The organism is Thauera sp. JM12B12 (genome assembly GCF_039614725.1).
In the GTDB taxonomy this organism is placed as follows: Bacteria; Pseudomonadota; Gammaproteobacteria; order Burkholderiales; family Rhodocyclaceae; genus Thauera.
In genome coordinates this window covers 2014200-2026429 of the sequence record NZ_CP154859.1, presented here as the reverse complement: position 1 = coordinate 2026429, position 12230 = coordinate 2014200, and the positions used below count along the sequence as shown (strand labels likewise).

The window sequence follows — 12230 nt, the reverse complement described above, 5'->3', positions numbered from 1 at the left end:
GGTTGAACGTCTGAGACTGTGACGCAGCGGCGCATGACTGGCGACTGCGCTGCGTCGGAAAATCTGCCCAATGCGGCACGCAACGGCCCGCAGGCGAATACGCGCCGGATTGCAAACGGGGCCTCGCGGCCCCGTGCATCGTGGATCAGGCCTGTTCCTGCGAGCCTTCTTCCTCGACCTCGACGAATTCGTCGCCGCCGGCATCGACGATTTCCTGCAGCACCTGGCTGCGCCCCTGCAGCACCGCATCGGCCACGCCGCGAGCGTACAGGCGGATCGCACGCGAGGAGTCGTCGTTACCCGGGATGATGTAATCCACGCCCTCGGGCGAGTGGTTGGTGTCGACCACGGCCACGACGGGGATGCCGAGCTTCTGCGCCTCGGTGATGGCGATCTTGTGGTAGCCGACGTCGATCACGAACAGCGCGTCGGGCAGACCGCCCATGTCCTTGATGCCGCCGATCGACTTCTGCAGCTTCTCGAGCTCGCGGCGAACGGTCAGGGCCTCGCGCTTGGACAGGCGCTCGATCGAACCGTCTTCCATCATCGCCTCGACTTCCTTCAGGCGCTTGATCGACTGCTTGACGGTCTTGAAGTTGGTCAGCATGCCGCCGAGCCAGCGCTCATCGACGAAGGGCATGCCGGCGCGCTGCGCTTCCTCGGCGATGATCTCGCGCGCCTGGCGCTTGGTGCTGACGAACAGGATGTTGCCGCGGTTCGCTGCGAGCTTGCGCACGAACTCCATGGCTTCGTTGTACTTCACCATCGTCTTCTCGAGGTTGACGATGTGGATCTTGTTGCGCTGACCGAAGATGAACGGGGCCATGCGCGGGTTCCAGAAGCGGGTCTGGTGGCCGAAGTGGACGCCGGCTTCCAGCATCTGACGCATCGTGACGGACATGTAATGCTCCAATACGGATAAAGGGTTGAACCTCCGCCCTGAGCCTGCGGTACCGGACCAGTCCGGCGCCGCGAACATCCCATGCGATACACGCCGACGGCCGCTCGATGAGGGCTTCGTCTTCGCGCACCGTACGGACCCTTTGAACAGGACGTGCGGATTTTGCCTGCCAGTGCAGACAAGCCCGCGATATTAGCATGCCCGGATGACACCGCTCAAGGCACGTTCGCGTCCGCGTTTGCCGCCCGGGGTCTCCATGCGATAGCCTTCGTCCTTTACCAGCCCCGCAGCAGAAAAAGACAAGATGAGCATCGTCCTCAAGACCCCGGAAGAGATCGAACACATGCGCGTGGCCTGCAGGCTGGCCGCCGAGGTGCTCGACTACATCGAACCCTTCGTCAAGCCGGGGGTGACCACCGGCGAGCTCGACCGCCTCTGCCACGACTACATGGTCAATGTGCAGAACACCATTCCGGCGCCGCTCAATTACGCCCCGCCCGGCTACACGCCGTACCCGAAGTCGATCTGCACCTCGATCAACCACCAGGTGTGCCATGGTGTGCCGGGAGACAAGCCACTCAAGAAGGGCGACATCGTCAATCTGGACATCACCGTGATCAAGGACGGTTTCCACGGCGACACGAGCCGCATGTTCCTGGTGGGCGGAGAGGCCGCCTGCAGCATCATTGCCCGACGGCTCACGCAGATCACCTACGAATGCATGTGGCTCGGCATCGCTGCGGTCAAGCCCGGCGGGCGCCTTGGCGACATCGGCGCAGTGATCCAGAAGCACGCCGAAGGCCATGGCTTTTCGGTGGTACGCGAGTTCTGCGGGCACGGCATCGGGCGCAAGTTCCACGAGGAGCCGCAGGTGCTGCACTACGGCAAGGCGGGCACCGGTCCCGAACTCAAGCCGGGCATGATCTTCACCATCGAGCCGATGATCAACGCCGGCAAGGCGGCGATCTCCGAACTGCCGGACGGCTGGACCATCGTGACCAAGGATCGCAGCCTGTCGGCGCAATGGGAACATACGATCGTGGTCACCGAGACCGGCGTGGAGGTGCTCACCGTATCGGAGAAGGCCCCGGCCCCGCCCGCTCTCGTCGCTGCCCAGTTCGCCTGAGCTCGACTCGGGGTCCACGCATGAACGACTCGCTCACCGCCTCCCTGCAGCCCGTGCTCGCCGCTGCACGCAAGCGCATGAGCGAAGGCATGGCGTCGCTGCGCAGCGAATACGAGGCGCGTCCGCACACCGCAACCCTGCTCAAGGGGCGTGCGGGGCTGGTGGATCGGGAGATCGCCGCGCTGTGGTCGGCCTGCGGCATGCCGGCACAAGCGGCGGTCGTCGCCGTGGGCGGCTATGGCCGCGGCGAGCTGTTCCCGGCGTCGGACGTGGATCTGCTGATCCTGCTCCCCGAACGCCCGGACGACGCGCTGCAGACCCGGCTCGCCACCCTGGTGGGCGCCTTGTGGGACATGGGCCTGGAGATCGGCCACTCAGTGCGCACCGTCGACGACTGCATGATCGCCGCCGCCGACGACATCACGGTGCAGACCAGCCTGCTGGAAGCACGCCTGCTCGCCGGAAACTCGAGCCTCTTCGCCGAACTGGTGACGCGCTACCGCGATACGCTCGACGTGCGTGCCTTCTACAAGGCCAAGCTGCTCGAGCAGGAACAGCGTTACGCCCGCTTCAACGAGACGCCCTACGCGCTCGAGCCCAACTGCAAGGAAAGCCCCGGCGGTCTGCGCGACCTGCAGATGCTCGGCTGGATCGCGCGCGCGGCCGGTCTGGGCCGCAACTGGCGCGATCTCGCCCGTCATCGGCTCATCACCGGCGGCGAGGCCGGCGAGTTGCGCAACGTGGAGCGCTTCCTGCAGCACCTGCGCATTCGCCTGCACTACCTCACCGGCCGGGCCGAGGACCGCCTGCTCTTCGACCACCAGGAAAAGATCGCGCGCGCACTCGACATCGAGCCGACCGCCAACCGGCGTGCCTCCGAAGTGCTCATGCAGCGCTACTACGTCACCGCGAAGATGGTGATGCAGTTGAACACCGTGCTGCTGCAGAACTATGGCAGCGTGATCTTTCCCGACCGCGGCGCCGCCATCGTCGTCAATCCGCGCTTCCAGGTCGTGCGCGAGCTGCTCGACATCCGCCAGGAGGATGTCTTCGAGCGCCACCCCTCCGCCCTGCTCGAATGCTTCCTGCTGCTGCAGCAGCGCTCCGAACTCAAGGGCATGACGGCGCGCACGCTGCGCGCGTTGTGGATCAACCGCAACCGGGTGAATGCCGCCTTCCGCGCCCGACCCGAGCATCGCGAGCTCTTCCTGCAGATCCTGCAGCAGAAGCGCGGCATCGTGCGCGCGTTCCGGCGCATGAACGAGTACGGCATCCTGTCGCGCTACATCCCGGCGTGGCGTCGCATCGTCGGCCAGATGCAGCACGACCTGTTCCACGTGTACACGGTGGACCAGCACATCCTGATGGTGCTGCGCAACGTACGTCGCTTCACGATGGGCGAGCACGCCCACGAGTACCCGCTGATGACGCGGCTCATCGTCGCCTTCGAGCGCCACTGGCTGCTCTACATCGCCGCCCTCTTCCACGACATCGCCAAGGGCCGCGGCGGCGACCACTCGACGCTCGGCATGGTTGATGCGCGCGAGTTCTGCACCGCTCACGGGCTGCCACAGGAGGACATCGCGCTCGTCGTCTGGCTGGTCGAGCACCACCTCACGATGTCGCGCGTGGCCCAGAAGGAAGACACCTCGGACCCCGAGGTCATCCAGCGCTTCGCCCGCATCGTCGGCGACGAACGCCGGCTGACCGCGCTCTACCTGCTCACCCATGCCGACGTCCGCGGCACCAGCCCGAAAGTGTGGAACGGCTGGAAAGGCAAGCTGCTCGAGGATCTGTACTTCGCCACCCAGCGCCTGCTGCGCGGCGCCACGCCGCAGGAGGCGCTGGGCCTCGACGGCCGACTCGAGGATGCGCGCCGTCAGCTGCGCTTCCACGGTCTGCGCCCCGGGACCGAGGACGAGCTGTGGGCGAAGCTCGATCCGCTGTACTTCATGCGCCACTCGGCCGAAGAGATCGCCTGGCACACCCGCATCCTCTACTACCGCAGCACCACGGACGAACCGGTGGTCAAGGCACGCGTCGCCGAAGACGAGGACGGCGTGCAGGTCATGGTCTTCACCCGCGACCAGAAGGATCTGTTCGTGCGCCTGACCGGCTTCTTCGGCCGCATGGGCTTCACCATTCTCGACGCCAAGGTGCACACGACCCGCCATGGCTACGCGCTCGACAGCTTCATGCTGCAGGACCCCGGCCAGCAGGCCGCCTACCGCGACATCGTCATCCTGATCGAACACGAGCTCTGCGCCCGCCTGCAGAAACCGGGCGCCCCCGAGCGCCCGGCGCGCGGCCGCATGTCACGCCAGGTCAAGCACTTCCCGATCAGCCCGGAGGTCAGCATCCGGCCCGACGAGGCCGGTCGGCACCACGTGCTGTCACTGACCGCGGCCGACCGTCCCGGGCTGCTGTTCGACGTGGCCTCGGTGCTGGCAGACCATGGCATCCGCCTTCACACCGCAAAGATCGCCACGCTCGGCGAACGCGTCGAGGACACCTTCCTGCTCACCGGCCAGGCGCTCGCGCAGGACGCGCAGGTGCTGAAGATCGAGCGCGAGCTGCTCGACCGCCTGCAGGTTTGACGCGCCCCGGGCGGCCTGCGGGGCGACCAGTCCGGCCAGCTGCGCGACCGCCTCTCAGTGCCCCTTGCCGGCCAGGCGATCCATGCCGGCGTAGAGCAGGCCCGAGAACAGGAAAGTCACGTGGATGCCGACCATCCAGCCGAGCTGGCGATCGGTGAGGTTCTGTGCGTTCATGAAGGCCTTGAGCAGCTCGATCCCGGAGATCGCGACGATCGAGCCGATCAGCTTGAGCTTCAGGTCCGAGAAACCGATGTGGCCCATCCACTCGGGGCGGTCGCGATGGGTATGGAGATCTTCCATCTTCGACACGAAGTTCTCGTAGCCGCTGAACATGATGATGATCAGCAGGTTCATGATCAGCGCCACGTCCACCAGTGACAGCACGCCGATGATCAGGTCGCTGCCCGTCGCCGTCCAGATCTGCGAGAACAGGCCGAGCAGCTCCTTGGCGAACTTCACCAGCAGCAGCACCATCGCCAGCACGAGCCCGAAATAGACCGGCGCCATCAGCCAGCGGCTGGTAAACAGCACATGCTCGAAGGCGGATTCAATACGCTTCATCACAATCGACCTCAGATCTGACACAAGCATTCGAGCACGTTGCGCACCCGGACCATGGATTCCTGCAGCACGACCTCGATGTCGTCGAAGTGGATGCCGTTTTCGCTCGACGAGCGCCCGGCAGCGAAGTTCACCACCACGCCGATGGCTGCGTAGGGCAGCTCGAGTTCGCGCGCGAGCGCCGCCTCGGGCATGCCGGTCATGCCGACGATGTCGCAGCCGTCGCGCTCGAAGCGGTCGATCTCGGCGGCAGTCTCGAGGCGCGGGCCCTGCGAGGTGGCATACACGCCGCCATCCACTGCGCTGTCGCCCGCGCGCCGGATCGCCGCAAGCAAGCGCTGGCGCAGGGGCTCGTCGTAGGGGTGGGTGAAATCGATGTGGCGCACAGGCGTGTCGCCGCCCTCGAAGAAGGTGCTCTTGCGGCCCCAGGTGTAGTCGATGATCTGGTTGGGCACGATCAGGGTGCCGGGCGCCAGGTCGGCCCGGATGCCGCCGACCGAGGCCACCGAGACGATGCCGCTCACCCGCGCCTCCTTCAGCGCCCAGATGTTCGCACGGTAATTCACCAGGTGCGGCGGGATCGTGTGGCCAAAGCCGTGGCGGGCGAGAAACACCGCGCGCTCCCCACATACGCGGCCGAAGGCCAGCGCAGCCGATGGCTCGCCGTAGGGCGTGCGCACGACCTCGCGCCGCTCGATCTCCATGTTCGACAACTGGGTGAGTCCGCTGCCGCCGATGATCGCAAGCATTCCTAGACCTCTCGAGACTGGGCGCGGGATTCTAGCACGCCCCCCGGAAAGCTCGAGAATTCCATGCTGCGGCGCCGCAGCCCATGTTAGAATCCTCGCCCTTTCAAAGACTTCCCGCCCTCCTCCATGTCCCGCGCCATCCGCAACATCGCCATCATCGCCCACGTCGACCACGGCAAGACCACCCTCGTCGACCAACTGCTGCGCCAGTCCGGCACCTTCCGCGAAAACCAGCAGGTCGCCGAACGCGTCATGGACTCGGGGGACATCGAGAAGGAACGCGGCATCACGATCCTGTCGAAGAACTGCGCCATCCAGTACGGCGACACCCACATCAACATCGTCGACACCCCGGGCCACGCCGACTTCGGCGGCGAGGTCGAGCGCGTGCTGTCGATGGTCGACAGCGTGCTGCTGCTGGTCGACGCGGTCGAAGGCCCGATGCCGCAGACCCGCTTCGTGACCCGCAAGGCGCTCGCGCTCGGCCTCAAACCGATCGTGGTCATCAACAAGATCGACCGCCCGGGCGCGCGTCCGGACTGGGTCATCAACCATACCTTCGACCTCTTCGACAAGCTCGGCGCCACCGACGAACAGCTCGATTTCCCGGTCATCTACGCCTCCGGGCTCAACGGCTTCGCGGTCGAGAACCTGGACGACGAGCGCACCGACATGCGTCCGCTGTTCGAGGCCATCCTCAAGCACGTGCCCGCGCCCGAAGTGGATGTGGACGGTCCGCTGCAGCTCCAGGTCTGCTCGCTCGACTACTCGACCTACATGGGCCAGCTCGGCATCGGCCGCATCAAGCGCGGCCGCGTGCGTCCCAACCAGGAAGTCGTCGTCATGTACGGCGCGGAAAACCGCGGCAAGGGCAAGGTCAGCCAGATCCTCACCTTCGAGGGCCTGGAGCGCAAACCCTCCGAGAGCGCCGAAGCGGGCGACATCGTGCTGATCGCGGGCATCCAGCAGGTCAACATCGGCGTCACGCTGTGCGACCCGGATTGCCTCGAGGGGATGACCCCGATCGCGGTCGACGAGCCGACGCTGACCATGAACTTCATGGTCAACACCTCGCCGCTGGCCGGCCGCGAGGGCAAGTACGTCACCAGCCGCCAGATTCGCGAGCGCCTGGAGAAGGAACTGCTCAAGAACGTCGCGCTGCGCGTCAACTACACCGGAGACTCGGACGTGTTCGAGGTGTCGGGCCGGGGCGAACTGCACCTCACCATCCTGCTCGAGAACATGCGCCGCGAAGGCTACGAACTGGCGGTGGGCCGCCCGCGCGTGGTGTACAAGGAGATCGACGGCGTGAAGTGCGAGCCCTACGAGATGCTCACCGTCGACGTCGAGGAAGACCACCAGGGCGGCGTCATGGAAGAGCTCGGCCGCCGCCGCGGCGAACTCCAGGACATGCAGCCCGATGGCAAGGGGCGCGTGCGCCTCGAGTACCGCATCCCGGCCCGCGGCCTGATCGGTTTCCAGGGCGAGTTCCTCACCATGACGCGCGGCACCGGGCTGGCCAGCCACGTCTTCGACGACTACGGCCCGATGGCCGGTGCGATGGCGGAGCGCCGCAACGGCGTGCTGATCTCGCAGAACGACGGCGACGCGGTGGCCTATGCGCTGTGGAACCTGCAGGACCGCGGCCGCATGTTCGTCAGCCCGGGCGAGGCGCTGTACGAGGGCATGATCATCGGCATCCACACCCGCGACAACGACCTCGTGGTCAACCCGATCAAGGGCAAGCAGCTCACCAACGTGCGCGCCTCGGGTACCGACGAAGCCGTGCGCCTGATCACGCCGATCCAGCTCACGCTTGAATCGGCGATCGAGTTCATCGCCGACGACGAGCTGGTCGAGATCACCCCCAAGAACATCCGCCTGCGCAAGCGTCACCTCAAGGAAACCGACCGCAAGCGCGCGGCCAAGGCCGCCGAGGCCTGATCATGCACGCGCGGGGCTCCGCCCCCGCGGCCTTCACCGAAGTCTGAAATACCGAGGCCCCGCCGGGATCATTCCGGCGGGGCCTTTTTTCATTTCGAGGGCATCGCGCACTTCGCTCCGACGGCACTCGGATCGAGACGCCGGATGAACGCGCGCTTACTTCTTCTTGCTGCTGGCCGCCTCGGCGCCGAAGCGGCCGCTCAGATACTGCGCAAACTCCGCCCCTGTTTCCGGATGGCGCAGACCGAACTCGATCGTCGCCTTCAGGTAGCCGAGCTTGGAGCCGCAGTCGTAGCGCACGCCGTCGAACTGATAGGCCAGCACGGCCTCTTCCTTCAGCAGCGAGGCGATCGCGTCGGTGAGCTGGTACTCGCCACCGGCACCCGGCTTCAGGGCGCGGATGTGGTCGAAGATGCGCGGGGTCAGGATGTAGCGCCCGACGACGGCCTGCGTCGAGGGCGCCTCCTCGGGCTTCGGCTTCTCGACGATGCCGGTCATGCGCTGCACCTGGCCCTTGTCGGACTCGGTGCTGACGATGCCGTAGCTGCGGGTCTCCTCGCGCGGCACGTTCATCGTTCCGAGCACCGAGCAGCGGTGGTAGTTATAGACATCCACCATCTGCTTCAGCACCGGCGTCTTGTCCTTGTTGTCGAGCAGATCGTCGGCAAGGATCACCGCGAAGGCCTCGTCACTGACCACGTGGCTCGCGCAGCGCACCGCATGGCCGAGGCCGAGCGCCTCCGACTGGCGGATGTAGATGCAGTTGACGCCTTTCGGCACGGTCTGGCGGACGATCTCGAGCAGTTCCTTCTTGCCGCGCGCCTCGAGTTCGGTCTCGAGCTCATAGGCCTTGTCGAAATGATCCTCGATCGAGCGCTTGGTGCGCCCGGTGATGAAGATCATGTCGGTGATGCCGGCGGCAACCGCCTCCTCGACCGCGTACTGGATCAGCGGCTTGTCCACGATCGGCAGCATCTCCTTCGGGCTCGCCTTGGTGGCGGGCAGGAAGCGCGTGCCCATGCCAGCGACCGGAAACACCGCCTTGGTGACCTTCTTCATTCTTCTTTCACTCCCGTTTCGATTGTGTGCGCTCGTTCCCCCGCACGCAGACAGGGTGCCGGGCGCCCGGCATGATGCGCGAACTCGCGCGGCCGGACGTCAGGCATTTGTATCCGTTTCGCTCAGCAGGACGCGCAGGCCCGCCTCGTCCACCACCGGCACGCCGAGTTCCTGCGCGCGCGAGAGCTTGGAGCCGGCGTCAGCCCCCGCCACCACGTAGTGCGTCTTCTTCGACACCGAGCCGACAACCTTGCCACCCTGCGCCTCGATCAGGGCCTTGGCCTCGTCCCGGGTGAGCGTGGGCAGGGTACCGGTGAGCACGAAGGTCTTGCCGGCAAACAGTCCGTTTGCGGCGCCGGCCGGCTCGCCCTCGGCCCAGCGCACGCCCGCGGCCCGCAACTGCTCGATGACCTCGCGATTGTGCGGCTCGCCGAAGAACGCCGCGATCGACTGTGCCACCACGGGGCCCACGTCGGGCACCTGCTGCAGGGCATCGGCATCGGCCGCCATCAAGGCGTCGAGATTACCGAAATGTCGTGCCAGGTCGCGCGCGGTCGCCTCGCCCACGTTGCGGATGCCGAGCGCGAAGATGAAGCGTGCAAGCGTGGTCGAGCGGCTCTTCTCGATCGCTGCCAGCAGGTTGTGGGCCGACTTCTCCCCCATGCGTTCGAGGTTGGCGAGCGCGAGCACGCCGAGGCGGTAGAGATCCACCGGCGTCTTGACGATCGCCGCGTCGACCAGCTGGTCGACCAGCTTTTCACCCAGACCCTCGATGTCCATTGCCCGCCGGCCGGCGAAATGCAGCAAGGCCTGCTTGCGCTGCGCCGGGCAGAACAGCCCGCCGGTGCAGCGCGCCACCGCCTCGTCCTCGCCGCGCACCACGTGCGAACCGCACACCGGACAGACCGGAAACTTCTCCAGCAGCACGAACCGCGGCAGATCGCCGCCGCGTCGCTCCACCACCGGCGCCACCACCTCGGGGATGACGTCGCCCGCGCGCCGGACGATCACCCAGTCGCCGATGCGCACATCCTTGCGGTCGATCTCGTCCTGGTTGTGCAGGGTCGCGTTCGTCACCGTCACGCCACCGACGAACACCGGCTCGAGGCGTGCGACAGGGGTCAGTGCGCCGGTGCGCCCGACCTGCACCTCGATGTCCCGCAGCAGGGTGATCGCCTCCTGCGCAGGATACTTGTGCGCCACCGCCCAGCGCGGCTCGCGCGTCACGAAGCCGAGCTCGCTCTGCAGGGCGAGGGAATTGACCTTGTACACCACGCCGTCGATATCGAATGGCAGCGCGTCGCGCAGCGCAGCGATGCGGGCATGGAAAGCTGCCAGGCCCTGCGCCCCGGCGACGACGGCACGGTGTTCGCACACCGGGAGGCCGAGAGCGGCAATGGCGTCGAGCACGCCGAAATGCGTCGGCGGCAGGATCCAGCCCTCGGTCGCCCCCAGGCCATAGGCGAAGAACGACAGCGGGCGGCGCGCGGCGATGGCGGGATCGAGCTGGCGAATGCTGCCCGCCGCGGCGTTGCGCGGATTGACGAAGGTCTTCTCGCCAGCCTCGGCATGACGCGCGTTCAGGCGGTCGAAGTCGTCACGGCGCATGTAGATCTCGCCCCGAATCTCCAGCACCGACGGCGCTTCGCCGCGCAGGCGCAGCGGAATCGACTTGAGCGTGCGCACGTTGCCGGTGACGTCCTCGCCCGTCTCGCCATCGCCACGCGTCGCGGCCTCGACGAGCACGCCGTGCTCGTAGCGCAGACTGATCGCGAGACCGTCGAACTTGAGCTCGGCCGCGTACTCCACCTCAGGCTCACCATCCTTCAAGCCGAGCGCGCGTCGCACACGTGCATCGAAGGCAAAGGCCCCGCTGGCCTCGGTGTCGGTCTCGGTACCGATCGACAGCATCGGGACTCGGTGGCGCACGGCCGCAAACTGCGCGAGCGGCTTTCCGCCCACCCGCTGCGTGGGCGAATCGGCGGTGCGCAGCTCAGGGTGAGCCGCTTCGAGCACCTGCAGCTCCCGGAACAGGCGGTCGTACTCGGCGTCCGGGATGGTCGGCGCATCGAGTACGTAGTAGGCGTGGTCGTGGCGCGCGATCTCCGCGCGCAACCCGGCTGCGCGCACGGCAGGCCCGCCGCCCGACGAGGCGCCGCCGGCAGACGCGCCGGCCGCGTCGAAAAGGTCCATCACAGCGGGTCCATCACAGCGAGAACAGGCGCTGGGCGAGCGATCCGCCAGCCGGGATGCCGTGTTCGGCCATGCGCGCCTGGAACTGCTCGATCTGGCTCCGGATCATCGCCGCCGCCTCGGCGCCGAAGGGGGCGCGGTTGTCGTCCACGACCTCGCCGCCGAGCTCGCGCGCGAGCTCGGCGGCGGTCTGCATCAGGCGGTCGAAGGCTGCGCCCCCCCTGCCCACGCGCGGTACGTCGATGACCAGGGTCAGGCCCCGGGTGACCAGCCCCTTCAGGCTCTCCGGCGCGAACAGCCCCGACTCGAGGTTGCCGAGCGTGAACAGGTGCTCGTCGTCGCTGACCGCATGGAAGCAGCCATCTCCTCCCAGGTGAAGGCCATGGCGCTCGGCGAGGCGCTGGATGTCACGACCCTCGAACTGCCCCTCGCGCGCGACGACGTTCACGCCGATCTGCACATCCACGTCGGCGCAGAAGCGGTCGAGCTCGGTGGCCGCGTACAGGGTCTCGGCGCGCAAGGGCAAGCCCGGTGGCAGCGCCATCACGGCATCGGCCACACGCTGCACACCACCGGTGAAGCGCATGAAATCGGTCTCGCCGATCGAGCCCTGGCGGTTCACCAGCTGCAGCGCCGCACAGAACCAGTGGCAGGCACCGCTGCTGTCGGGACCGAGCGGCAGCCAGACGTTGTCGGCGTCATTGAACCCGAACCAGCGCACCGGCTTGCTCAGCCCGGCGAGTTGCTCGGACTGGATCGCCCACACCTTGGCGACGTCGAGCGCCTCGATCGCTTCCAGGCGAATCACGCAGTCGGCGCGCGCGTCGAGCAGGCGAGGCAGCTCGGGCGTGGTGCGCTTGACCGGTGTCTCGCTGAACCGACGCGCCTGCTCCTCCGCCGCGCCGATGCCGGGCTCCTTGCGCTCGGCGCTCTCGCCCTCCGCGCGCGGCTCGAGCAGCACGTCGCGGTGCTCCGAGCGGAAGGCGCGCTCGGCGTCGCGTCTATGCTTGCGCTCCTGCCATTTGTTGTAGCCCACGATCAGCACCACCGCGGCGATGCCGGCGCCGATCAGCGCGATCTGAAGTTCGCTGTCCATTTAG

At 66.9% G+C, this 12230-nt stretch carries 9 protein-coding genes; 3 read left to right on the top strand and 6 right to left on the bottom strand.

Annotation, left to right across the window (positions count from 1 at the left end; genetic code table 11):
- Positions 1-145: 145 nt before the first annotated feature.
- A complete protein-coding gene (gene rpsB, locus AAG895_RS09070) occupies positions 146-901 on the bottom strand; it encodes a 30S ribosomal protein S2 (protein ID WP_345795167.1) in 756 nt (251 codons plus the stop codon).
- Between the two features lie 304 nt (positions 902-1205).
- Here rpsB and map point away from each other — a divergent pair, with 304 nt between their 5' ends.
- Both map and AAG895_RS09060 read left to right on the top strand, forming a co-directional pair.
- Positions 1206-2027 carry a type I methionyl aminopeptidase gene (gene map, locus AAG895_RS09065; protein WP_345795166.1) on the top strand — a complete coding sequence of 274 codons (822 nt, stop codon included), beginning with the start codon at positions 1206-1208 and terminating at the stop codon, positions 2025-2027.
- A 20-nt stretch (positions 2028-2047) separates the two neighbouring features.
- Positions 2048-4624: a [protein-PII] uridylyltransferase gene (locus tag AAG895_RS09060; RefSeq protein WP_345795165.1), complete on the top strand. Its 2577-nt coding sequence runs from the start codon at positions 2048-2050 to the stop codon at positions 4622-4624.
- A 54-nt stretch (positions 4625-4678) separates the two neighbouring features.
- Here AAG895_RS09060 and AAG895_RS09055 read toward each other — a convergent pair whose 3' ends face one another.
- Both AAG895_RS09055 and AAG895_RS09050 read right to left on the bottom strand, forming a co-directional pair.
- On the bottom strand, positions 4679-5185 hold the full coding sequence (locus tag AAG895_RS09055; RefSeq protein WP_345795164.1) for a TIGR00645 family protein: 507 nt from the start codon (positions 5183-5185) through the stop codon (positions 4679-4681).
- 11 nt (positions 5186-5196) lie between these two features.
- Positions 5197-5934 (bottom strand): S-methyl-5'-thioinosine phosphorylase, encoded by a 738-nt coding sequence (locus AAG895_RS09050; protein WP_345795163.1) that lies wholly within the window; start codon positions 5932-5934, stop codon positions 5197-5199.
- A gap of 126 nt (positions 5935-6060) precedes the next feature.
- Here AAG895_RS09050 and typA point away from each other — a divergent pair, with 126 nt between their 5' ends.
- Complete coding sequence (gene typA, locus AAG895_RS09045) at positions 6061-7878, top strand: translational GTPase TypA (RefSeq protein ID WP_345795162.1); 1818 nt, start codon at positions 6061-6063, stop codon at positions 7876-7878.
- Between the two features lie 156 nt (positions 7879-8034).
- Here typA and galU read toward each other — a convergent pair whose 3' ends face one another.
- The 3 genes from galU to AAG895_RS09030 all read right to left on the bottom strand — a co-directional run bounded on the left by galU (position 8035) and on the right by AAG895_RS09030 (position 12226).
- Positions 8035-8937 carry a UTP--glucose-1-phosphate uridylyltransferase GalU gene (galU, locus tag AAG895_RS09040; protein WP_345795161.1) on the bottom strand — a complete coding sequence of 301 codons (903 nt, stop codon included), beginning with the start codon at positions 8935-8937 and terminating at the stop codon, positions 8035-8037.
- A gap of 99 nt (positions 8938-9036) precedes the next feature.
- Entirely contained in the window at positions 9037-11130 is a 2094-nt protein-coding gene (ligA, locus tag AAG895_RS09035; protein WP_345795160.1) for an NAD-dependent DNA ligase LigA, read from the bottom strand.
- A gap of 13 nt (positions 11131-11143) precedes the next feature.
- Positions 11144-12226, bottom strand: a complete 1083-nt coding sequence (locus tag AAG895_RS09030) for a cell division protein ZipA C-terminal FtsZ-binding domain-containing protein (protein WP_345795159.1) — start codon at positions 12224-12226, stop codon at positions 11144-11146.
- Positions 12227-12230: the final 4 nt, after the last annotated feature.